At 58.1% G+C, this 23540-nt stretch carries 23 protein-coding genes; 8 read left to right on the top strand and 15 right to left on the bottom strand.

Translation table 11 applies throughout. The features are described from left to right. The 13 genes from lpxA to rpsB form a co-directional block, all read right to left on the bottom strand. A complete protein-coding gene (gene lpxA, locus ACW55A_RS02615; RefSeq protein WP_003364836.1) occupies positions 1-777 on the bottom strand; it encodes an acyl-ACP--UDP-N-acetylglucosamine O-acyltransferase in 777 nt (258 codons plus the stop codon). After that, positions 774-1214, bottom strand: a complete 441-nt coding sequence (gene fabZ / locus ACW55A_RS02610) for a 3-hydroxyacyl-ACP dehydratase FabZ (RefSeq protein ID WP_002554719.1) — start codon at positions 1212-1214, stop codon at positions 774-776. Before fabZ ends, lpxA begins: the two co-directional genes overlap by 4 nt. A gap of 109 nt (positions 1215-1323) precedes the next feature. After that, a complete protein-coding gene (gene lpxD / locus ACW55A_RS02605) occupies positions 1324-2379 on the bottom strand; it encodes a UDP-3-O-(3-hydroxymyristoyl)glucosamine N-acyltransferase (protein ID WP_024661504.1) in 1056 nt (351 codons plus the stop codon). A gap of 2 nt (positions 2380-2381) precedes the next feature. Then, positions 2382-2885: an OmpH/Skp family outer membrane protein gene (locus tag ACW55A_RS02600; RefSeq protein WP_003364839.1), complete on the bottom strand. Its 504-nt coding sequence runs from the start codon at positions 2883-2885 to the stop codon at positions 2382-2384. A 45-nt stretch (positions 2886-2930) separates the two neighbouring features. Continuing rightward, positions 2931-5306, bottom strand: a complete 2376-nt coding sequence (gene bamA / locus ACW55A_RS02595; protein WP_054080755.1) for an outer membrane protein assembly factor BamA — start codon at positions 5304-5306, stop codon at positions 2931-2933. Positions 5307-5380: 74 nt separating this feature from the next. Further along, a complete protein-coding gene (gene rseP, locus ACW55A_RS02590; protein ID WP_003364845.1) occupies positions 5381-6733 on the bottom strand; it encodes a sigma E protease regulator RseP in 1353 nt (450 codons plus the stop codon). 117 nt (positions 6734-6850) lie between these two features. Then, positions 6851-8041 (bottom strand): 1-deoxy-D-xylulose-5-phosphate reductoisomerase, encoded by a 1191-nt coding sequence (gene ispC, locus ACW55A_RS02585; protein ID WP_455808861.1) that lies wholly within the window; start codon positions 8039-8041, stop codon positions 6851-6853. Continuing rightward, positions 8038-8853: a phosphatidate cytidylyltransferase gene (locus ACW55A_RS02580; RefSeq protein WP_003415535.1), complete on the bottom strand. Its 816-nt coding sequence runs from the start codon at positions 8851-8853 to the stop codon at positions 8038-8040. Before ACW55A_RS02580 ends, ispC begins: the two co-directional genes overlap by 4 nt. Next, on the bottom strand, positions 8853-9608 hold the full coding sequence (uppS, locus tag ACW55A_RS02575; protein ID WP_024661502.1) for a polyprenyl diphosphate synthase: 756 nt from the start codon (positions 9606-9608) through the stop codon (positions 8853-8855). Before uppS ends, ACW55A_RS02580 begins: the two co-directional genes overlap by 1 nt. A 16-nt stretch (positions 9609-9624) precedes the next feature. Continuing rightward, positions 9625-10182, bottom strand: coding sequence for a ribosome recycling factor (gene frr / locus ACW55A_RS02570; protein WP_003433381.1), 558 nt, complete (start codon positions 10180-10182; stop codon positions 9625-9627). Next, positions 10182-10922, bottom strand: a complete 741-nt coding sequence (pyrH, locus tag ACW55A_RS02565) for a UMP kinase (RefSeq protein ID WP_003364856.1) — start codon at positions 10920-10922, stop codon at positions 10182-10184. The genes frr and pyrH overlap by 1 nt, the downstream gene beginning before the upstream one ends. A gap of 205 nt (positions 10923-11127) precedes the next feature. Next, the gene (gene tsf, locus ACW55A_RS02560) at positions 11128-11991 is read right to left on the bottom strand and encodes a translation elongation factor Ts (protein WP_498810522.1); all 864 of its coding nucleotides are present in this window, start codon (positions 11989-11991) and stop codon (positions 11128-11130) included. A gap of 190 nt (positions 11992-12181) precedes the next feature. Then, positions 12182-12925, bottom strand: coding sequence for a 30S ribosomal protein S2 (rpsB, locus tag ACW55A_RS02555; protein WP_455808864.1), 744 nt, complete (start codon positions 12923-12925; stop codon positions 12182-12184). Between the two features lie 313 nt (positions 12926-13238). Between rpsB and map the strand changes: the two genes are divergently transcribed. The 4 genes from map (at position 13239) to ACW55A_RS02535 (ending at position 19005) form a co-directional block, all read left to right on the top strand. Continuing rightward, positions 13239-14021: a type I methionyl aminopeptidase gene (gene map / locus ACW55A_RS02550; protein ID WP_003391089.1), complete on the top strand. Its 783-nt coding sequence runs from the start codon at positions 13239-13241 to the stop codon at positions 14019-14021. A 65-nt stretch (positions 14022-14086) separates the two neighbouring features. Beyond that, positions 14087-16783 (top strand): [protein-PII] uridylyltransferase, encoded by a 2697-nt coding sequence (locus ACW55A_RS02545; protein WP_003364865.1) that lies wholly within the window; start codon positions 14087-14089, stop codon positions 16781-16783. Positions 16784-16834: 51 nt separating this feature from the next. Further along, entirely contained in the window at positions 16835-18028 is a 1194-nt protein-coding gene (gene dapC, locus ACW55A_RS02540; protein ID WP_151342538.1) for a succinyldiaminopimelate transaminase, read from the top strand. A 146-nt stretch (positions 18029-18174) separates the two neighbouring features. Further along, complete coding sequence (locus tag ACW55A_RS02535) at positions 18175-19005, top strand: matrixin family metalloprotease (RefSeq protein ID WP_498810519.1); 831 nt, start codon at positions 18175-18177, stop codon at positions 19003-19005. Between the two features lie 94 nt (positions 19006-19099). On the opposite strand, the gene ACW55A_RS02530 is transcribed toward ACW55A_RS02535, so the two are convergent. After that, entirely contained in the window at positions 19100-19330 is a 231-nt protein-coding gene (locus ACW55A_RS02530; protein WP_003314288.1) for a hypothetical protein, read from the bottom strand. A 232-nt stretch (positions 19331-19562) separates the two neighbouring features. Between ACW55A_RS02530 and ACW55A_RS02525 the strand changes: the two genes are divergently transcribed. The 4 genes from ACW55A_RS02525 to ACW55A_RS02510 are packed head-to-tail and all read left to right on the top strand — an operon-like array spanning position 19563 to position 22661. Continuing rightward, entirely contained in the window at positions 19563-19910 is a 348-nt protein-coding gene (locus ACW55A_RS02525) for an ArsC family reductase (RefSeq protein WP_003364871.1), read from the top strand. 47 nt (positions 19911-19957) lie between these two features. Continuing rightward, positions 19958-20992, top strand: a complete 1035-nt coding sequence (gene dapD / locus ACW55A_RS02520; protein WP_003364873.1) for a 2,3,4,5-tetrahydropyridine-2,6-dicarboxylate N-succinyltransferase — start codon at positions 19958-19960, stop codon at positions 20990-20992. Positions 20993-21051: 59 nt separating this feature from the next. Continuing rightward, positions 21052-22257 (top strand): aminotransferase class V-fold PLP-dependent enzyme, encoded by a 1206-nt coding sequence (locus tag ACW55A_RS02515; protein ID WP_455808869.1) that lies wholly within the window; start codon positions 21052-21054, stop codon positions 22255-22257. Then, positions 22254-22661 (top strand): SufE family protein, encoded by a 408-nt coding sequence (locus ACW55A_RS02510; RefSeq protein WP_060708777.1) that lies wholly within the window; start codon positions 22254-22256, stop codon positions 22659-22661. Before ACW55A_RS02515 ends, ACW55A_RS02510 begins: the two co-directional genes overlap by 4 nt. On the opposite strand, the gene tcdA is transcribed toward ACW55A_RS02510, so the two are convergent. Continuing rightward, a complete protein-coding gene (gene tcdA, locus ACW55A_RS02505) occupies positions 22652-23482 on the bottom strand; it encodes a tRNA cyclic N6-threonylcarbamoyladenosine(37) synthase TcdA (RefSeq protein WP_044309251.1) in 831 nt (276 codons plus the stop codon). The genes ACW55A_RS02510 and tcdA overlap by 10 nt on opposite strands. Positions 23483-23540 lie beyond the last annotated feature (58 nt).

The raw sequence follows: 23540 nt of genomic DNA, 5'->3' as shown, positions 1-23540 counted from the left end.
TTAGCGAATGATGCCGCGAGTCGACGTCTGAATGGACTGAAGAAATATGGCCACTTCAGGAAACTGCGCCGCAGGCTCTGCCAGATCGGCCAGCGCCTGGCCGATGGTCAGACCCTGACGATAAACCGTCTTGTAGGCTCTGCGCAGCGCATGAATGGCTTCTTCGGAGAAACCCCGACGACGCATGCCCTCGAAGTTCATGCTGCGCGCCTCGGCCGGATTGCCAAACACCGTGACGAACGCAGGTACATCCTTGCCGATCGCAGTGCCCATGCCGGAGAAGCTGTGCGCACCGATATGGCAGAACTGATGGACCAGAGTAAAGCCCGACAGGATAGCCCAGTCATCCACATGAACATGGCCTGCCAGGGCGGTGTTGTTGACCAGAATCACGTGGTTGCCGATCACGCTGTCGTGCCCGATATGGGCATAGGCCATGATCAGGTTGTGATCGCCCAGCGTGGTTTCGGCACGGTCCTGAACGGTCCCGCGGTGAATGGTCACGCCTTCGCGGATCACGTTGTGATCGCCGATGACAAGGCGGGTTTCCTCGCCCTTGTATTTCAGATCAGGCGTGTCTTCACCCACCGATGAAAACTGGTAGATACGGTTGTGCTTGCCGATTCTGGTTGGCCCCTTGAGGACAACGTGAGGACCGACAACTGTACCCTCGCCAATTTCCACACCGGGTCCGATGATCGACCAAGGGCCGACCTCAACATTGTCGGCCAGAACGGCCGTCGGATCGATGATTGCGCGAGGGTCAATCAAACTCATAGTTTGCGTTCCGCACAGATGATTTCGGCAGAGCAGACTGCCTTGCCATCAACGGTAGCCTTGCATTCGAACTTCCAGATCTGACGTTTGCTGCTCAGGAACTTCGCCTCGAGAACCAGTTGGTCGCCCGGCAGGACCGGCTGACGGAAACGCAGTTTGTCCGAGCCCACGAAATAATAGAGCGTGCCGTCCGAAGGCTTGGAATCGAGCATCTTGAACGCAAGAATACCGGCAGCTTGCGCCATCGCTTCGATGATCAGCACGCCGGGCATGATGGGATGCTCGGGAAAGTGACCGTTGAAGAAAGGCTCATTGACGCTGACATTCTTGTAGGCGCGAATGTTCTTGTTCTCGATATCCAGCTCGGTCACGCGATCCACCAGCAGGAACGGGTAACGATGAGGCAGGTATTCGCGAATTTCTTTGATGTCCATCATTTCGAGGGGAAGCCTGTAGTAAAGATTAGGAGTGCGTCGCGACTGCGCAGCACCCCTCTACATCAAGGAGGCAGTTTATCGACTGAGCACGCTTGATATTAAAAAGGTATCAGCCATCAGATGAGCGATTATCAGCGCAGGTCACCGTCTCTATGGCCTTTTCAAGCTTTTGCAGACGTCGCGCCATATCATCGATTTTGCGCAGACGAGCTGCACTCTTGCGCCACTCGCCGGCCGGCTGCATGGCCGTACCGGACGAGTAGGAACCCGGCTCGGTAATGGAATGCGTCACCATCGTCATGCCGGTGATGAAAACACCATCACAAATCTCGATATGCCCTACCAGACCAACACCACCAGCAAGCATGCAATGCTTGCCGATTTTAGTGCTTCCGGAAATGCCGACACACGCGGCCATCGCCGTGTGGTCGCCAATCTGAACGTTGTGAGCAATCTGAATCTGGTTATCCAGTTTCACGCCATTGCCAATGCGTGTGTCAGCCAGTGCACCGCGATCGATCGCCGTATTAACACCGATCTCGACGTCATCACCCACGGTGACGCCGCCGATTTGTGCGATTTTCTGCCAGACACCCTTTTCATTGGCAAAGCCAAAACCTTCACCGCCCAGCACAGCACCCGACTGAATGACCACACGCTTGCCGATGCGCACATCGTGATAAAGCGTCACACGGGGTGCCAGCCAGCCGCCTTCACCGATCTCGCAGCGAGCGCCAATGAAGCAGTGCGCACCGATGGTGACACCTGCTGCAATGCGCACACCGCTCTCGATCACGGCAAAAGCGCCAATGCTGGCGGCAGGATCAATCAGTGCATCCTCGGCAATCAAGGCCGTCGGATGAACGCCTGCGCTGCTTTTAGGCTTGGGATCGAAAAAATGCGAAATACGGGCATAAGCCAGATAAGGATCCGGGACCAATAGCGCATCTCCGGTGTAGCTGTCGGCATCTGCGGGCTTGAGCAGCACGGCAGCAGCCTGGGCATCGACCAGGAATTGACGGTATTTGGATTTTGCCAGAAAACTGATTTGACCAGGGCCAGCCTCTTCTAAAGAGGCCAGCCCGGTGATGTCCTTGTCCTTGTCGCCACGTAACGTGGCACCAAGGAACTCGGCCAACTGACCGAGTTTGATGGTTATGCTCATGGTTACTTCAGCTGGTTCATGCGCTCGATGACCTGACGAGTCACGTCATACTGAGGCTTGACGTCGATCACCGCACCGCGCTCGAAAACCAGGTCGAAACCACCTTTCTTGATGACTTCTTCTACAGCCTGATCCAGCTTCGGCTTCAACTGCTTGAGCATTTCACGGTCAGCAACTGCCTTTGCTTCGTTCAGTTCCTTGGACTGGAACTGGAAGTCGCGGGCCTTTTGCTTGAATTCAAGCTCCAGACGCTCGCGCTCAGGCTGAGCCATCTTGTCGCCACCGCTGACCAGACGATCCTGGATACCCTTGGCGCTGCTTTCCAGACTTTTCAGCTTGGTCAGTTGCGGACCGAATTTTTTCTCGGCATCGACAGCGTATTTCTTCGCAGCGTCAGATTCCAGCAAGGCCATCTGATAGTTCAGTACCGCAATTTTCATGTCGGCGAATGCAGGGCTTGCGACCAGTACGGTTGCCAGCATTACCAGTTGAGTCAACTTACGCACAATACAACTCCTACAAAATTCGTTGCGTTATCAAAGATCAGACGCTTAGAAGGTCTGACCCAGGGAGAATTGGAAAACCTGCGTTTCGGCTTCGTCGTCCGGCTTCTTGATCGGCATCGCCAGAGCGAAGCTCAGCGGGCCGAGTGCGGTGATCCAGGTGACGCCGATACCCACAGAGCTGGCCATGCCGGAAAGGTCGATGTCGTTACATTCGACTTTCTTGCCTGACGAGCTTGTTCTGGTCGAGTCGCACTTGGTATCGAAGACATTACCCACGTCCCAGAACACAGACGTACGCAGCGAGCGCTGATCCTTGACGAATGGCAGCGGGAACATGACTTCTACACCACCCTGAACCAAGGCGTTACCGCCGAACGGCAGTGGATCCTGATCCGGGTCCGCCAATGTACCTGGCTTGGAACCATTACTAGGCGTACTGCGTGGACCAAGAGTGCTGTCCTTGAAGCCACGTACCGAGTTGAAACCGCCCGCGTAGTAGTTCTCGTAGAACGGCAGACCCGAGGTCGAACCGTATCCGTCACCGTAACCCAGCTCGGTGTGCAGACGCAGGGTGTAGTTATCGGTGATCGGATGGAAGTACTGAGCACGGTAATCCAGCTTGAAGAACGACAGGTCGCTGCCCGGCAAGGTGGATTCGAACACCAGGCTTTGCGAGTGACCACGGGTCGCCAGCACGCCTTTGTTCAGAGTCGATTCAGACCAGCCAATCGAGCCCTTGAAGTTCAGGTACTTGTCGCCTTCCTTCTCGACGAAGTCAAAAATCTCGTCAACGGTGTACTTGCCGGTCTTGATTTCGTCCTGCTGCACGGTCAGGCCGTAGGTCAGGCGCGAAGTCTCGCTGATCGGGTAGCCGAGGTTGATACCGGCACCCAGGCTGTCAACCGCATAGCTTGCAACATCAACGTCGAGGTCATCGTAGTTGGTGGTGCGGTAGAACGCGCTGTAACCCAGGCTGACACCGTCCGGCGTGTAGTACGGATCGACGTAGCTGAAGTTGTAACGGCTCTGGTATTCGCTGCGGGTCAGACCGATGCTGACCTTGTTACCAGTACCCAGGAAGTTGTTCTGGCTGATCGAACCACCGAGGATCAGACCGGCGCTTTGCGCGAAGCCTACGCTGGCGGTGATCGAACCGGACGCCTGCTCTTCAACGGCGTAGTTCACATCGACCTGATCGTCGGTGCCTGGAACAGGCGGCGTCTCGACGTTGACTTCCTTGAAGAAGCCCAGACGATCCAGACGGGTTTTCGACTGGTCGATCAGGTAGGTCGATGCCCAGCCGCCTTCCATCTGACGCATTTCGCGACGCAGCACTTCGTCTTCCGACTTGGTGTTGCCGCGATAGTTGATACGGTTGACATAGGCACGCTTGCCCGGGTCGACGACAAAGGTGATATCGACCGTGTGGTCTTCGTTATTCGGCGTCGGCACGCCGTTGACGTTGGCGAAGGTATAGCCTTCGTTACCCAGACGACGGGTGATCAGTTCGGACGTCGTGGTCATGACCTTGCGCGAGAAGACCTGGCCCGGCTGCACCAGCAACAGGGATTTGACCTGGTCTTCAGGGACCTTGAGGTCACCGCTCAGCTTGACCGACTTAACGCTGTACTTCTCGCCTTCGTTGATGTTGACCGTGATGTACACGTTCTTCTTGTCAGGCGTGATAGACACCTGGGTCGAGGCGATATCCATGTTGATATAGCCGCGATCGAGGTAGTACGAACGCAGACGCTCAAGGTCACCCGACAGCTTTTCACGGGCGTACTTGTCATCATTCTTGAAGAACGACAGCCAGTTGCTGGTCTTGAGCTCGAACAGGTCGGTCAGGTCTTCATCGGAGAAGACCGTGTTGCCCACCACGTTGATGTGTTGAATGGAGGCTACGGTGCCTTCATTGATGTTGATCTTCAGGCCTACGCGGTTGCGCGGCTGAGGAACGACCTCGGCGTCAACCTCGGCAGAGTAACGGCCCTGGGCAACGTATTGACGTTGCAGCTCGTTACGCACACCTTCGAGGGTTGCACGCTGGAAAATCTCACCTTCGGCCAGACCGGACTGTTTCAGCCCCTTCATCAGGTCCTCGGTGGAAATGGCCTTGTTACCCTCGATTTCGATACTCGCAACCGAAGGGCGCTCGACGACATTGATGACGAGCACGTTGCCGTCGCGACCCAGCTGGATATCTTGAAAGAAACCGGTTTTAAACAGCGAACGGGTAGCATCGACCAAACGACCATCGTCCGCCTGCTCGCCTACGTTCAGCGGCAATGCACCAAAGACACTGCCGGCGGATACCCGCTGCAGGCCGTTGACACGGATATCGGAGATGGTGAAGGACTCGGCGTGAACTTCAGCGATCATCAGTGCGGAAAGAACCGCAGTTAGCAGCAGACGTTTCATGAAGTCCTTTCTTATTCCAACTGGCAATAAACAAACTGCCGCAAAATGCGGCAGATTCGCAACTCGGCAACGCTTTACAGTCGGCCCAGATCGTTGACCAGCGCGAGCAACATTACGCCCACTACCAGACTGATACCGATCTGCGCCCCCCAACCTTGAACCTTTTCCGAAAGGGGACGACCACGCGCCCACTCGATCAGATAAAACAGCAAATGCCCCCCGTCCAGGACGGGAATGGGCAGCAGATTCAGAACACCCAGGCTAATACTCAGATAAGCGAGGAAGTTCAGAAAATCTCCGATGCCCGACTGGGCCGAAGCGCCCGCCACTTTAGCAATGGTTATCGGTCCACTCAAGTTTTTTACCGAGAGCTCGCCGAACAACATTTTCTTCAGCGAGTCCAGGGTCAGCACACTCATGTTCCAGGTGCGCTTCACACCCTCGGCCATCGCCGCGAAAGGCCCGTAACTGACCTCGCGCAGCATTTCCGGTGGCCAATCGACAGCTTTCACACCAGCACCGAGGTAACCCGCGGCAGCCTTGCCCTCGCCCTTGGCCGCGAGAGTAACCGGCACGTCCATTTGCACGCCGTCGCGCTCGATGCGCAGCGAAATCTTCGCCTCAGGACGCTCGCGTACCCGATCGACAACCTGTTGCCACTCATTGAGCGGCTGACCGTCCATCGAAACCAAACGATCACCTGTTTTAAGCCCCGCGCTCTGCGCGGGACCTTTCGGATCGATTTCTGCCAGCACCGGCAACAGCGCGGGACGCCACGGACGAATACCCAGCGACTTGATAGGATCAGGCTCTTCTGCGCCCCTCAGCCAGTCATTGAGTACCAGCTCACGGGAGGTGTCGACCGTAGAACCCTGATCCCTGACCTTCAAAGCGATAGTACCGCTTTCACCCAGACGACGGACCAGTTGCAGGTTGACCCCAGCCCAACCAGAAGTAGGCTCGCCATCGACAGCGACGATTTCCTGTCCAGCCGTCAGGCCAGCCTGCTGGGCGATACTTCCGGCCTCCACTGCGCCGATAACCGGACGCACCTGCTCACTGCCCATCATCGCCAGCACCCAGAAAAATGCGATGGCGAGAAGGAAGTTGGCTGTCGGGCCGGCGATCACGATGGCGATGCGCTGCCCTACTGTCTTGCGATTGAACGATTGGTCAGCGAGCTCGGGCGGAACATTACCCTCGCGCTCGTCGAGCATTTTCACATAGCCGCCCAGAGGGATGGCAGCCACCACGTATTCTGTGCCCTGACGGTCATGCCAGCGCAGCAGAGGCGTGCCGAAGCCTACTGAAAAACGCAGCACTTTGACGCCACAACGACGCGCCACCCAGAAGTGGCCGAATTCGTGGAAGGTCACCAGCACGCCCAGCGCAATCAGGGTGCCGAGAATCATGTATAAAGCGCTCATCAGTCTTCTCCGGGTACCGACTGGTCGGCCAGTGTGTTAATCATTGCAGGCCTTCAGGCCCGCCGTTGACGCACCACATCAACCCTTTCACTCACACCCTGACGGGTTTTCAGGTCGCTATCGCCCGTGTCTCTCAAGCCATTGGCCTGCCAGCAAACGCGCCTTCGCGTCAGCTGCGAACACCGCATCCAGCCCTTCGACCGCAGTGACAGGCTCGTGATCGAGAACCTCCTCGATAATACCGGCGATTTCCAGGTAGCGGATACGCCCTTCGAGGAATACCGCAACGGCCACTTCATTGGCCGCGTTGAGCATGGCAGGTGCACTGCCCCCAGCCTCCGCCGCCTGTCGGGCCAGCCGCAGACATGGGAATCGTTCCTCGTCCGGCGCCTGAAAATCAAGCTGGCCGATACGAAACAGATCCAGTGGCTCAACGCCAGAGTCTACACGCGCAGGCCATGCCAGTGCATTGGCGATGGGGGTACGCATGTCGGGATTTCCCAACTGAGCCAGCACCGAGCCATCGACATAGTCGACCAGCGAGTGGATCACGCTTTGCGGGTGAATGACCACCTCGACCTGATCCGGACGCGCATCGAACAGCCAGCAGGCTTCGATCAGCTCGAGCCCCTTGTTCATCATGGTCGCCGAATCGACGGAGATCTTGCGCCCCATCGACCAGACCGGATGGGCACAAGCCTGCTCTGGCGTAACATTCTGCAACTGCTCCAGCGGCGTTTCGCGGAACGGTCCGCCCGAGGCAGTCAGCATGATCCGCCGGACACCGACGGCACCCAGCCCGCGGGCGAAGTCGCCGGGCAGGCACTGGAAGATCGCATTGTGCTCGCTGTCGATGGGCAACAGCACAGCGCCATTTTGCCGAACAGCCTGCATGAACAGGGCGCCGGACATGACCAGCGCTTCCTTGTTGGCCAGCAATACCTTCTTGCCCGCTTCCACCGCAGCCAGCGTCGGACGCAAGCCGGCAGCCCCGACAATGGCGGCCATGACCGCATCGACCCGTGGGTCAGCGGCCACTTCGCACAAACCGCCCTCGCCGACCAGCACCCGGGTATCGAGACCGGCAGCCGCCAGGTCATCCTGCAGTTTGCGGGCGACCACCTGATCAGGCACTACGGCGTATTGCGGCGTGTGCCTGATGCACAAGGCCAGCAGTTCGTTCAGACGGCTGAAGCCGGTGAGCGCGAACACTTGATAAAGCGTTGGATGACGGGCAACGACATCCAGAGTGCTCAGCCCGATGGAACCGGTTGCACCCAGAATGGTAATTTGTTGCGGCCCACTCACATGACACCCCAGTCAGCGGCCCAGAGCAGAACGGCAAATACCGGGATGGCCGCCGTGAGGCTGTCGATACGGTCCAGCACCCCGCCGTGGCCAGGCAACAGATTGCTGCTGTCCTTGACCCCGGACTGGCGTTTGAACATGCTTTCGGTCAGGTCGCCAATCACCGAGATGAATACGATCACCGCTGCGCCGAAGAGCGCCGCAATGAACTGCGCAACTGTCCAGTCGCGGGAAAAGCCCACTGCTGCCGTGATGCCCAGACTGACCACTAGACCGCCATATACGCCCTCCCAGCTCTTGCCAGGGCTCACCTTGGGCGCAAGCTTGCGCTTGCCAAAAGCCTTGCCGGAGAAATAAGCACCAATGTCGGCGGCCCAGACCAACACCATTACCGACAGAATCAGCCAGTTACCCAACGGCCATTGCTTGATCAGAACCAGACCCTGCCATGCAGGCAGCAGAATCAGAAGACCGATGACCAGCTTGCACGCTGCACTTGCCCAGTGACTGCTCGAGTCCGGATAGGTAAGGACCAGAAAGGTCGCAACGCCCCACCAGATGACTGCGGCAACCAGCACCCAGGGCTCCAGCCCCGGCAGCAGGTACATGAGAAAAAGCAGAACAGCGACCACAGCCGCATAGCCGATACGCATCGACTGTGCGGCAAAACCTGCGAGTCGTGCCCATTCCCAGGCACCCAGAACCACGACCACCCCGATGAACAGGGCGAAGTACATGCCGGTCAGCAGGAAAAACCCGCATAAGGCGATCGGCAACAGAATGAGTGCCGTGATGATCCGTTGTTTCAGCATTAAGCCCGGGCTCCAGCTTCTACCTGTTCGCTGGTTTTACCGAAGCGACGTTGGCGAGAAGCGAAATCTGCCAGCGCAGCGCGCATGGCATCGTGTTTGAAGTCCGGCCAGAACAGGTCGGAGAAGTACAGCTCGGCGTAGGCCAGCTGCCAAAGCAGGAAGTTGCTGATGCGGTGCTCACCGCCGGTGCGGATGCACAGATCCGGCAACGGCAGGTCGCCGGTGGCCAGACAGGTCTGCAACAACTGGGGAGTAATGTCCTCCGGCTGCAGATGTCCGGCCTGAACCTCACGCGCCAGCCGCTGGGCGGCCTGCGCGATGTCCCACTGCCCACCGTAGTTGGCAGCGATCTGCAGCACGAAGCGGCTGTTGCCGGAGGTGCGCACTTCCGCCTCGCGCATGGCCGCCTGAAGTTCAGGGTGAAAGCGCGAGCGGTCGCCGATGATACGCAGGCTGATCTCGTTTTCGTTCAGGCGCTTGGTTTCACGGCGCAGCGCCGTGAAAAACAGCTCCATCAGCGCACCCACCTCTTCGGCCGGGCGCTGCCAGTTTTCACTGGAAAACGCGAACAGTGTCAGCACTTCGACCCGGGCTTCAGCGCAGACCTCGATAACGGCCCGCACAGCATCGACACCCGCCTTGTGGCCTGCAACGCCTGGCAGCAGGCGCTTCTTGGCCCAGCGATTATTACCATCCATGATAATCGCGACATGGCGCGGCACCGAGGGCGTCACGGCCGGTTTTATCTTTTCCATGAAAGCGTCCGAAACCTTAAACAGCCATCAGATCGGCTTCTTTCTGCTTGACCGCAACTTCGATTTCCGCCACGAACTTGTCAGTCAGCTTCTGTATGTCGTCAGCCGCACGACGCTCTTCGTCTTCGCTGATTTCCTTCTCCTTGACCAGGTCTTTCAACTGGCTCAAGGCGTCACGGCGAATGTTACGGACGGCCACACGGGCATCTTCTGCGGCATCACGCGCCTGCTTGGTGAAGCCCTTACGGGTTTCTTCGGTCAGCGCCGGCATGGAGATCAGCAGCAACTCACCCAGGTTGGTCGGGTTGAAACCCAGACCGGAGCTCTGGATGGCCTTGTCGACAGCGGCCAGCATGTTGCGCTCGAACGCTACGACCTGAAGGGTACGCGAGTCCTTGACGGTGACGTTGGCCACCTGGCTGAGCGGGGTATCGGCACCGTAGTAAGGAACCATGACTCCACCGAGGATGCTCGGATGCGCTTTGCCGGTACGGATACGGGTGAACGCATGGGTCAGCGATTCCAGACTCTTCTGCATGCGGGTCTGAGCGTCTTTCTTGATTTCGTTGATCATTATTGTGCTTCCTCGATCAGGGTCCCTTCAGCGCCACCATGGACGATATTCAGAAGAGCACCCGGCTTGTTCATGTTGAAGACGCGCAATGGCATCTTGTGATCGCGACACAGGCAGATTGCGGTCAGATCCATCACACCCAGCTTGCGATCCAGCACTTCATCGTAGGTCAGATGATCGAACTTCTCGGCATTCGGGTCCTTGAACGGATCTGCAGTGTAGACACCATCCACCTTGGTGGCCTTGAGCACTACATCGGCGTCGATCTCGATCGCTCGCAGGCAGGCAGCCGAGTCGGTCGTAAAGAACGGATTACCAGTGCCGGCAGCAAAAATCACCACTTCCTTCGAGCTGAGATGGCGCATGGCCTTGCGGCGGTCGTAATGATCGGTCACGCCTACCATGGAAATGGCCGACATCACGATGGCGGTGATATTAGCGCGCTCCAGCGCATCGCGCATTGCCAAGGCGTTCATCACAGTGGCCAGCATGCCCATGTGATCGCCTGTCACCCGATCCATGCCCGCAGCACTCAAGGCCGCGCCACGAAACAGGTTGCCGCCGCCGATCACCAGACCGACCTGAACGCCGATACCGACCAGCTGGCCGACTTCCAGCGCCATGCGATCCAGCACCTTGGGATCGATGCCGAACTCTTCCGAGCCCATGAGGGCCTCACCGCTAAGCTTGAGTAGAATGCGTTTATAGCGAGCCTGATAACCACTGCCCTGCTGAGCCATTGCGAATCTCTCCTGCGGCGTTTTCTGAAAAAAATCTGTGCGGGCTATTTCAAGCCTGCGCTTACTTTAGCTTGACGCTTTGCGCGCGTCGGGAGAATGCAGCCTTGTGAGCACAATCTCCAAGGAAAATTTCCCTTTCTCTTTCGACAAAGAGGCCGCACGCGTGAGCGGGCAGCCTCTTTGGGGCGACAGTTGAAAAACCGTCTTACTGCTTGGCGGCAGCCAGTTGAGCAGCCACTTCGTCAGCGAAGTTATCAACTGGCTTCTCGATGCCGTCGCCTACTTTGAAGTAGGTGAAGGAAACGATTTCAGCGCCGGCTTTCTTGGCCAGATCACCGACCTTGACTTCCGTGTTCTTGACGAAGGCTTGCTCGACCAGGCTGGCTTCTGCCAGGAACTTGGTGATACGACCGCCAACCATTTTCTCAACGATGTCAGCCGGCTTGCCTTTGATCTTGTCTTCGTTCAGTTGCAGGAAGACATTCTTCTCGCGCTCGATCGCTTCAGCAGACACTTCCGAAGGGAACAGGAACTCAGGGTTGCTTGCCGCTACGTGCATGGCGATATCTTTGGCCAGCTCGACGTCGCCACCCTTGAGGGTAACAACTACGCCGATCTTGTTGCCGTGCAGGTAAGTACCTACAACATCACCTTCGATACGCTTCAGGCGACGGATGTTGACGTTTTCGCCAACCTTGCCGACCAGTACCAAACGTGCAGCTTCCTGAGCTTCGATCAACGGAGCGGCATCAGTCATCTTGTCAGCGAAGGCTTTTTCGACGCTTGCAGCAACGAAAGCCTTGAAGTCGTCTTGCAGGGCCAGGAAGTCGGTCTGCGAGTTGACTTCGATGATGACAGCGGCTTTACCGTCGTCCTTGATGGCGATAGCGCCTTCAGCAGCCACGTTACCTGCTTTCTTGGCGGCCTTGATGGCGCCGGAAGCACGCATATCGTCGATTGCTTTTTCGATGTCGCCGCCAGCCTTGGTCAAGGCCTTTTTGCAATCCATCATGCCTTCGCCGGTACGCTCGCGCAGTTCTTTGACCAACGCTGCAGTAATCTCTGCCATTTCAAAATCCTCTTGGATAGGTCTTCAACCATTCCACCCGACAGGCCGGGCGTGCAATTCTTGAAAAATCAGGGTGGCAGCAACACATGACAGCGAGGTCATGGTTACAGACCGACAAATCATTTCCTAGGTGGCAAAAAGGGGGCTAAGCCCCCTTTTCGCGTACTGAGTAAACGCCAGGCGTTTGTACTCAGCCTTCTACAGCAGCTGCAGCTGGAGCTTCTTCGACGAAAACGTCGGTGCCGCCAGCAACATTGTTACGACCACGGATAACAGCATCAGCCATCGAACCCATGTACAGCTGGATGGCGCGGATTGCGTCATCGTTGCCCGGGATGACGTAGTCAACGCCTTCCGGGCTGCTGTTGGTATCGACGACGCCGATAACCGGGATGCCCAGCTTGTTGGCTTCGGTGATCGCGATGCGCTCGTGATCAACGTCGATGACGAACAGAGCGTCCGGCAGACCGCCCATGTCCTTGATACCACCCAGGCTGCGATCCAGTTTTTCCAGATCACGGGTACGCATCAGGGCTTCTTTCTTGGTCAGCTTGGCGAAAGTACCGTCTTCAGCCTGTACTTCCAGCTCACGCAGACGTTTGATCGACTGACGGATGGTCTTGAAGTTGGTCAGCATGCCGCCCAACCAGCGATGGTCGACGTACGGCGAACCGCAACGTGCTGCTTCTTCAGCAACGATCTTGCCAGCGGAACGCTTGGTGCCGACGAACAGAATCTTGTTTTTGCCCGAAGCCAGGCGCTCAACGAAAGTCAGAGCTTCGTTGAACATAGGCAGGGTTTTTTCAAGGTTGATGATGTGAATCTTGTTACGCGCGCCGAAAATGTACTTACCCATTTTCGGATTCCAGTAACGGGTCTGGTGGCCGAAGTGGCAACCAGCCTTCAGCATATCGCGCATATTGACTTGGGACATAAATAGTTCCTTGATAAGTCGGGTTAGGCCTCCACGTACCCCAATGACCAACCAATGGCATCTGCCAAGGGCACCCAGGTCATCGTGTCGACACGTGTGTGGGTTTGTGCTTCAAGGACGGACCTTGGAAAGCGGCGCATTTTATATCATAAAAGGGAAGAGAACGGAACTCCCATCAAGTGCTTGTTTTGCGGTGACTTTGCAGCTTCATGGACAGCCTATAGAAGGAAGCGATGATTACCCGGCACCGGCGGTCTGATAGAATTGCGCCTTTGCGCACCAACCGCGTGCCTGCCACGCCGAGAGAATTCGTATGACCATCACCCTCAAAACCCCGGAAGACATCGAAAAGATGCGCATCGCCGGTCGCCTGGCCGCCGATGTTCTGGAAATGATAGCGCCGCACGTCAAGCCCGGTGTGACCACCGAAGAGCTGGACCGCCTCTGCCACGACTATATCGTCAACGAACAGAAGGCGATCCCGGCCCCGCTGAACTACAAGGGCTTCCCCAAGTCGATCTGCACCTCGATCAACCAGGTGGTCTGCCACGGCATCCCGAGCGACAAGAAGCTGAAGGACGGTGACTCGCTGAACATCGACGTCACTGTCATCAAGGACGGCTACCATGGCGACACCAGCAGGATGTTCCATGTCGGCACCGTTCCGGTATGGGCCGAGCGCCTGTCGAAGGTGACTCAGGAGTGCCTGTACAAGGCCATCGAAATCGTCAAGCCCGGCACGCGCCTGGGGGACATCGGTGCCGTCATCCAGAAACACGCTGAAAAGAACGGTTTCTCCGTGGTTCGCGAGTTCTGTGGTCATGGCATCGGCAAGGTGTTTCATGAAGAGCCGCAGGTCATGCACTTTGGCGAGGCCGGAACCGGTATCGAACTGCAGGAAGGCATGACCTTCACCATCGAGCCGATGATCAACCAAGGGCGCCCTGAAACCAAGATCCTCGGCGATGGCTGGACGGCGATCACCAAGGATCGCAAGCTCTCGGCGCAATGGGAGCACACGCTGCTGGTGACCGCCGACGGTTACGAAATCTTCACCTTGCGCAGCGACGACACCATTGCCCAAAAGGCTCCCTGACCCGAGTCTGCCCGGCTGAACCCACGCCCGTCACTTGCACAGCCCGACACGAGGAATACTGCTCAATGCCGCAAGTAGATCCAGACTTGTTCGATCGTGGCCAGTTCCAGGCCGAACTGGCCTTGAAAGCCAGCCCCATCGCTGCGTTCAAGAAGGCCATCCGCAAAGCGAGAGACGTCCTTGATGAGCGCTTCCGGTCGGGCCGTGACATTCGACGACTGATCGAGGACCGGGCATGGTTTGTCGATAACATCCTGCAAAAGGCCTGGGATCAGTTCGAATGGAGTGAAGACGCCGACATCGCGCTCCTGGCGGTGGGTGGGTACGGCCGCGGCGAGCTGCACCCGTACTCGGACATCGATCTGCTGATCCTGCTGGACAGCGACGACCACGAAGTTTTCCGCGAACCCATCGAGCGGTTTCTGACGCTGCTGTGGGACATCGGCCTGGAAGTCGGACAGAGCGTACGCTCGGTCAACGAATGCGCACAGGAAGGCCGCGCCGACCTGACCGTGATCACCAATCTGATGGAAAGCCGCACCATCGCCGGCCCCGAGCATCTGCGCCAGCGCATGCTGGAAGTCACCAGCACCGAGCACATGTGGCCGAGCAAGGAGTTCTTCCTCGCCAAGCACGCGGAACAGAAAAAACGTCACCACAAGTACAACGACACCGAATACAACCTGGAACCCAACGTCAAGGGTTCTCCAGGCGGCCTGCGCGATATTCAGACCATCCTCTGGGTAGCGCGACGCCAGTACGGCACGCTGAACCTGCATGCGCTGGCAGGCGAAGGCTTCCTGCTGGGCAGCGAAAACGCCCTGCTCGCCTCCTCTCAGGAGTTTTTGTGGAAGGTGCGTTACGCGCTGCACATGCTGGCCGGACGCTCCGAGGACCGGCTTCTGTTCGATTATCAGGTACGCATCGCCGGCTTGCTGGGCTATGAAGACAACGATGCCAAGCTGGCCATAGAGCGCTTCATGCAGAAGTACTACCGAGTGGTCATGAGCATCGCCGAACTCAGCGATCTGATCATCCAGCATTTCGAAGAAGTGATTCTTTCCGACGACAGCGGTACGGCACAGCCGATCAATTCACGCTTTCAGTTGCACGACGGGTATATAGAAGCTACCCACCCGAACGTCTTCAAGCGCACCCCGTTTGCCATGATCGAAATCTTCGTGCTCATGGCCCAGCATCCGGAAATAAAGGGTGTGCGTGCCGACACCATTCGTTTGCTGCGTGAACATCGTCACCTGATCAACGATGACTTCCGCAATGATATTCGCAACACCAGCCTGTTCATCGAGCTGTTCAAGTGCGAAATCGGCATTCATCGCAACCTGCGCCGGATGAACCGCTACGGCATTCTCGGCCTGTACCTGCCCGAGTTCGGCCATATCGTCGGCCAGATGCAGCATGACCTGTTTCACATCTATACCGTCGATGCGCACACGCTGAATCTGATCAAACACCTGCGCAAGCTGCAATACACCGAAGTGTCCGAGAAATTTCCGCTGGCCAGCAAGATCATGGGCCGTCTGCCCAAGCCGGAGTTGATCTACCTGGCCGGGCTTTATCACGACATCGGCAAGGGTCGTGGCGGTGATCACTCGGAGCTGGGCGCAATCGACGCACAGGCGTTCGGCACGCGCCATCATCTGCCTGCGTGGGACACCCGGCTCATCGTCTGGCTGGTGAGCAACCATCTGGTGATGTCGACCACCGCCCAGCGCAAGGACCTTTCCGACCCGCAGGTCATCCACGACTTTGCCCAGTTCGTGGGCGATGAAGTGCATCTGGATTACCTGTATGTGCTGACCGTCGCCGACATCAATGCGACCAATCCGACGCTCTGGAACTCGTGGCGTGCCAGCCTGCTGCGCCAGCTGTACACCGAGACCAAGCGAGCCTTGCGCCGCGGCCTGGAAAATCCGGTAGACCGCGAAGAACAGATTCGTCGCACACAGACTGCCGCGCTGGATATTCTGGTACGCAACGGCACCGATCCGGATGACGTCGAGCAGCTCTGGTCAGCGCTGGGCGACGACTATTTCCTGCGTCACACCGCAGGCGATGTGGCCTGGCATAGCGATGCAATTCTGCAGCAACCGGCCGACGGCGGGCCGCTGGTGCTGATCAAGGAGACCACGCAGCGTGAATTCGAGGGCGGTACACAGATCTTCATTTACGCCCCGGATCAGCATGATTTCTTCGCGGTGACCGTGGCGGCGATGGATCAGCTGAACCTGAACATTCATGACGCGCGCATTATTACGTCCAGCAGCAAATTCACACTCGACACCTACATCGTTCTCGACCATGAAGGCGGTTCGATCGGCAACAATCCGGAGCGGATTCAGGATATCCGCGAAGGCCTGACCGAGGCCCTGCGCAACCCGGATGATTACCCGACAATCATCAAGCGCCGCGTGCCACGGCAGCTCAAGCACTTTGCTTTCGCACCGCAAGTCACCATTCACAACGACGCCCAGCGTCCGGTGACCGTACTCGAATTGCTGGCACCGGATCGCCCCGGCCTGCTGGCGCGCATCGGCAAAATCTTCCTGGAATTCGACCTGTCCCTGCAAAACGCCAAGATTGCGACGCTGGGCGAACGTGTGGAAGACGTGTTCTTCATCACCGACGCCAACAATCACCCACTGTCCGATCCACAATTGTGCCGCCAGTTGCAGGATGCAATCGTCAAGCAACTGAGCGTCAACTCAGAGCCAGGCGGCGATTTGCGGATCAGCATATGAATACTCGGTCATACGAATCGACTCAACGCAGCTCATTGAGGAACACGTTCCATGAATAACGCCATGCAACTGCTTCAGCCTTACCCGTTCGAGAAGCTGCGCGCTTTGCTGGCCGGCGTAACGCCCAATCCGGAAAAGCGTCCGGTAGCGCTGTCGATTGGCGAACCGAAGCACCGCTCCCCCGATTTCGTTGCCAAGGCGCTGGCCGACAACCTTGATCAGATGGCGGTTTACCCAACCACGCTGGGTATTCCGGCACTGCGCGAAGCCATTGCCGGCTGGTGCAGCCGTCGGTTCGACGTGCCACAGGACTGGATCGATCCGGCGCGCAATGTACTACCGGTCAATGGCACGCGCGAAGCGCTGTTCGCCTTCACCCAGACCGTGGTCAATCGCAGTGATGACGGCCTGGTGATCAGCCCGAATCCGTTTTACCAGATCTATGAAGGCGCCGCTTTTCTGGCCGGAGCCCATCCGCACTACCTGCCATGCCTGAGCGAGAACGGTTTCAATCCCGATTTCGATGCCGTCAGCCCGGATATCTGGAAGCGTTGCCAGATCCTCTTTCTGTGCTCGCCAGGCAACCCGACCGGTGCACTGATCCCGGTTGAAACCCTGAAAAAGCTCATTGCCCTAGCTGACGAACATGACTTTGTCATTGCTGCGGACGAGTGCTACAGCGAGCTGTACTTCGACGAACAAACCCCGCCGCCGGGCCTGCTCAGCGCCTGCGTCGAGCTGGGCCGCAAGGATTTCAAACGCTGCGTGGTCTTCCACAGCCTGTCCAAGCGCTCCAATCTGCCGGGCCTGCGCTCCGGTTTTGTGGCGGGTGACGCGGAGATCCTCAAGGCCTTCCTGCTGTATCGGACCTACCACGGCTGCGCCATGCCGGTTCAGACTCAACTGGCCAGCATCGCGGCCTGGAATGATGAGGAGCACGTACGCGCCAACCGTGATCTGTACCGCGAGAAGTTCGCTGCGGTGCTCGACATCCTGAGCCCGGTGCTCGACGTTCAGCGCCCGGACGGCGGCTTTTACCTGTGGCCGAATGTTGGTACCGATGACGCTGCATTTTGCCGCGATCTGTTCGTCGATCAGCACGTCACCGCAGTACCGGGCTCGTACCTTTCCCGCGAAGTGGACGGCGTCAACCCTGGCGCAGGCCGGGTGCGTCTGGCACTCGTGGCACCATTGGCGGAATGCATCGAAGCGGCCGAACGTATCCGCGCCTTCCTGAGCAAGTAAAAGCCAAACCCAAAAAAATCACCCCGCCGCATGCAATGTGCGGCGGGGTAATTAGTTACCACCTCCCGCCCGCTGCGTGAACGTACTCTCTGCCTTCGTTTTTCATGCTTCCGGACACGAAGCGAACTACCATGAAGGCCAATCCCATGCCCGCATCCACTGTTCCCAAAGGCGTAAAACTGGCCGCATCCTGCTGCATGCGCAGCGCTGGAAATCACCAGGCTTCGTATGAAGCAGCGATTCACGAAAATCCCGCCAACGCGGCTATCAACCCTGCGTACAACTCGGAAACCGACGACACCGGCCAGCCAAGGCAGCAGGCGCGCCTGCTGGTTTCGTTCAGCAAATACTGGCCTCGCGGGCGAACCCTGAAAGTTCTTTTCCTTAAGAATCCTCCAGCCACCCTCACAGCCCCCATCGTGGAAGCGGCAAGCAAATGGCTGCCGCACATAAACCTGAAATTCGAGTTCGTGACGGACGGAGCGAGCGATATCCGAATTGGCTTCAATGAACATCTGAACTGGAGCGCCATAGGCACCGATACCCTGCTGGCCGAGCCTGATGAATCGACCATGGAGTTCAACGTCAAAGAACTGTACGCAGCGGACCTGAAACCAATGCCGGACCTGACGCGTATCGTTCTGCATGAATTCGGACACGCATTGGGCGCGGTTCACGAGCATCAACATCCGCAGGCAAACATCCCCTGGAACGAACCACTGGTGCGCTCACTGCTTTCGCAAACCGGGTTGAGTGACGAAGAGATCAATACCAATTTCTTCGACAGGTACGAGGCCGCCGATTTCCACCATTCGGCTTACGATCGTGATTCGGTCATGCATTTCGATATCCCCAACGGCCTGACCCTCGGCGATTTCGAGATCATCAATGTGGGCAAGACGCTCAGCAGCAATGACATCGCCGTGATGAGCGCCATCTACGCGGACCGGAGCAACTCGAAATTCGAAACGCCCTGACAGGACAGCGTTCGAAAAGGTGCTGATCCTGCTGCAATCAACAGTGCGCCATACGTTTCGCACGTGTGGCGTGACCGCCTGAAAAAAGTGCTGACTATTCTCGGGTTCGCAGCTTTTCAGCCACCCAGCCGACCGCCCAACTGACAGGATCATGAGACTGCATGGGCAGCAACGGCTTTCCTTCACGGGCAGCCAGCCGGCCCTGGGCTTCGGCTTCACCGTGAATCCAGAGGGTACTTTGCTTGAATCCCTCGGCACGTTGACGCTCCCTGTAATAACGCTGCCGGACAAGCGCTTCCTGACGCTTCTTCTCTTGCTCAGACATAACGCACCCAAACTTCAAATGACGAGTAATAATTGCCCGCAGCAGCCAGCGACTCAAGCGTGAGCGGGTGAAGTTTTCTTAATGATGGTTAGCCTTATTATCTAGTTTCCGTTCAGTCTCTGTACTGGCGCTGTCACAACACTGAACGGAATGACGTGGCATAATAGTCGGCTAAATTGCGAGGAGAGGACGTGGGGAGTATCGAGCAAGATCAGCCACCCCACCTTAAACAATGACTTACACTCTGTTTGGCATCAAAGCCTGCGACACGATGAAAAAGGCCCGTACCTGGCTCGACGAGCATTCGGCGAGCTACGAATTTCACGACTACAAGACTCAGGGCATCGACCGTGAGCACCTCGAGCAGTGGTGCAATGAACACGGATGGCAGGTTGTGCTGAACCGCGCAGGTACGACCTTTCGCAAGCTCGAAGACGGACAAAAGGCCGATCTCGACCAGGCGAAAGCCATAGAACTGATGCTCGCGCAGCCGTCCATGATCAAGCGTCCAGTGCTTGATCTGGGCAATAAAACCCTGATCGGCTTCAAGCCTGACCTGTATGCAGCGGCTTTACAGTAAGCCAGAGCGCTACTGAAAGCCCCTTGATAAAGCCACGAGGTATTTACATGTCCACCACCCTGTTCAGCCTGGCCTTCGGCGTCGGCACCCAAAATCGTCAAGGCGCATGGCTTGAAGTATTTTATGCTCAGCCTCTGATCAATCCTTCTGCGGAACTGGTCGCGGCCATCGCACCGGTTCTGGGTTACACCGGCGGCAACCAGGCAATCACCTTCAATGTCGATCTGGCCTACAAGCTGGCCGAAGCGGTCAAATCCGTGGACACGACTCAAGCCGCACTGCTGACTCGCCTGGCCGAAAGCCAGAAGCCGCTGGTCGCGACCCTGCTAGCTGAAGACGCCACACTGACGTCGACTCCCGAGGCGTACCTCAAGCTGCATCTGCTATCGCACCGCCTGGTCAAGCCGCACGGTCTGAACCTGGCAGGCATCTTCCCCCTGCTGCCAAACGTGGCCTGGACCAGCCAGGGCGCGGTCGACCTGGTCGAACTGGCCGAGCGTCAACTCGAAGCACGCCTCAAGGGCGAGCTGCTGGAAGTATTCTCGGTCGACAAATTCCCGAAAATGACCGATTACGTTGTGCCGAGCGGCGTTCGTATCGCTGACAGCGCTCGCGTGCGTCTGGGCGCCTATATCGGCGAAGGCACGACCGTCATGCACGAAGGCTTCGTCAACTTCAATGGCGGCACCGAAGGCCCGGGCATGATCGAAGGCCGCGTTTCCGCCGGCGTATTCGTCGGCAAGGGTTCGGATCTGGGCGGCGGCTGCTCGACCATGGGTACGCTGTCCGGTGGCGGCAACATCGTCATCAAGGTCGGTGAAGGCTGTCTGATTGGCGCCAACGCCGGCATCGGCATCCCGTTGGGTGATCGCAACACCGTGGAGTCAGGTCTGTATGTGACCGCAGGTACCAAGGTTGCGCTGCTCGACGAAAACAATGAGCTGGTCAAGATCGTCAAGGCCCGTGAGCTGGCAGGTCAGACAGACCTGCTGTTCCGTCGCAACTCTCAGACCGGCGCAGTGGAATGCAAAACCCACAAGTCGGCCATCGAGCTGAACGAAGCACTGCACGCTCATAACTGATGCTGTGTGCGGGTTCGAGGCCGATGGCGTTGAACCCGCCTCCACACGCTGGACGAACAATGCCCCTCTTCTCTCCCTGGCGCGGCGACTTCCCCGCACTCGCCGCTCTGCAACGGCAAGGCCAGACCTATCTGGACAATGCTGCCACGACGCAGAAGCCTCAGGCGCTGATCGACGCCCTGACTCATTACTACACCAACGGTGCCGCCAACGTGCATCGTGCCCAGCATCTGCCCGGCGCGCACGCCACCCAGGCGTTCGAGGCCAGCCGTGGCAAGGTCGCCCACTGGCTGAATGCCGGTGAAAACGGCCAGATCATCTTCACCCATGGCGCAACGTCTGCGCTGAACCTGCTGGCCTACGGGCTGGAACATGAATTCGCTGCGGGCGACGAAATCGCCATCAGCGCGCTGGAACATCACGCCAATCTGCTGCCATGGCAGCAACTGGCTCAGCGACGCGGCCTGAAACTGGTAATTCTGCCGCTGGACATTGATGGCGTGATCGACTGCGATGCGGCAGCCAACCTGATCGGACCGCGCACACGCCTGCTCGCAGTCACCCAGCTCTCCAACGTGCTCGGCACCTGGCAACCCTTGGCCCGCCTCATCGCACTGGCCAAGACCCAAGGCGCACTCACCGTCGTGGACGGCTCACAAGGCGTGGTGCACGGACGCCACGATGTGCAGGCGCTGGGTTGCGATTTTTATGTGTTTTCCAGCCACAAACTGTACGGCCCGGAAGGACTCGGCGTGCTTTACGGACGCAACGAGGCGCTGCCCAGCCTCGCGCATTGGCAGTTCGGCGGCGAGATGGTGCTGACGGCCGATTATCAGCACGCGAAATTTCGTCCGGCCCCCCTGGGTTTCGAAGCCGGCACCCCGCCCATCGCCAGCGTGATCGGTCTGGGCGCTACGCTGGGTTATCTGGACAGTCTCGACCATCAGGCGGTTGCAGAACATGAAGCCAGACTGCACCGTCGCCTGCTCGAGGGCCTGCAGCAGCGGGACGGCATTCAGGTCCTGGGCTCGCCGGATCTGGCACTGGTCAGCTTCGTCGTCGACGGCATTCACAATGCCGATGTGGCCCACCTGCTGACCGAACAGGGCATAGCCGTACGCGCCGGTCATCACTGCGCGATGCCGCTGTTCAAGACCCTTGGCCTGCCCGGCGCGATTCGGGTGTCACTGGCGCTGTACAACGATTCGGACGATCTGCTGCAGTTCTTCAGCGCACTGGATCAGGCACTGGAGCTGCTTCGATGAGCCTGCCCGCATTGGCGCAAACTGCGCTCGACAGTTTTTCCCGGCAACAAGGCTGGGAACAGCGCGCGCGCCTGCTGATGCAATGGGGCGATCAACTGGCGCCGTTGAGTGACGAAGAAAGGACCGACGACAATCTGGTGCACGGTTGTGAAAGCAAGGTCTGGCTGACCGGCGAAGTCAGCGACAACGCCTGGCTGTTTCGAGCTGCGAGCGACGCTCGACTGATTCGCGGTCTGGTAGCGCTGCTGCTGGCGCGTGTCAACGGCCTGTCGGAACGAGAACTGGCAGCCGTGGATTTACCTGACTGGTTCAATCGATTGGGACTCGCCCGCCAACTCTCACCCTCGCGCAGCAACGGCCTGAATGCCGTACTGCAGAAGATGCGCCATCTGACTCAAGCCTGATCGGGCGTTGCAGCCGCTGGCTTGACCCGCTCCGAAGGCCGTCGCGTGCCCGCCACCAACTTGTCCACTGCACGGGTGGCGGCAACCATGCCAAAGGTCGCGGTCACCATCATCACGGCACCGAAACCACCGGCGCAATCGAGCTTTACGCCCTCGCCGACGAATTTCTTTTCCAGACAAATGCTGCCATCCGGCTTGGGGTAGCGCAGTTGCTCGCTGGAAAACACGCAAGGCACGCTGTAGTGACGGTTCGGCGTACGTGAAAAACCATAATCCCGACGCAGGGTCGAGCGTACCTTGGAGGCCAGCGGGTCATTGAAGGTGCGGTTGAGGTCGGCGATCTGAATCAGGGTCGGATCGATCTGCCCACCCGCCCCGCCGGTGGTGACCATCTGAATCTTGCGTCGTTTGCACCAGGAAATCAGCGCAGCCTTGGCATTGACGCTGTCGATACAGTCGATCACGAAGTCCATGTCAGGGGTAATGCACTCGGCCATGGTGTCGCGGGTCACGAAATCAGCCACGGCGTGGACAATGCAATCTGGGTTGATCGCGCGGATACGCTCAGCCATCACCTCGACTTTCGGCTGGCCGACCGTACCGCTCAGCGCATGCAACTGGCGGTTGCTGTTACTGACACAGACATCGTCCATGTCGAACAGCGAAATCTCGCCCACGCCACTGCGCGCCATCGCTTCCGCCGCCCAGGAGCCCACACCGCCGATACCCACCACCGCTACATGAGCCGCGCGCAGGCGTGCCAACCCCTCGATGCCATATAGACGGGCGATACCCGCGAACCGTGGATCTTCTGCGCTCATGATCAATACCTCAAAAACCGGCGCGCATTATAGGGGTTTGTCGACGGCAAGACACCTG

This window comes from Plantibacter cousiniae (nom. nud.), assembly GCF_977070315.1.
Note: the sequence above shows the minus strand (reverse complement) of the source record. Positions and strands in the feature narration are given on the sequence as shown.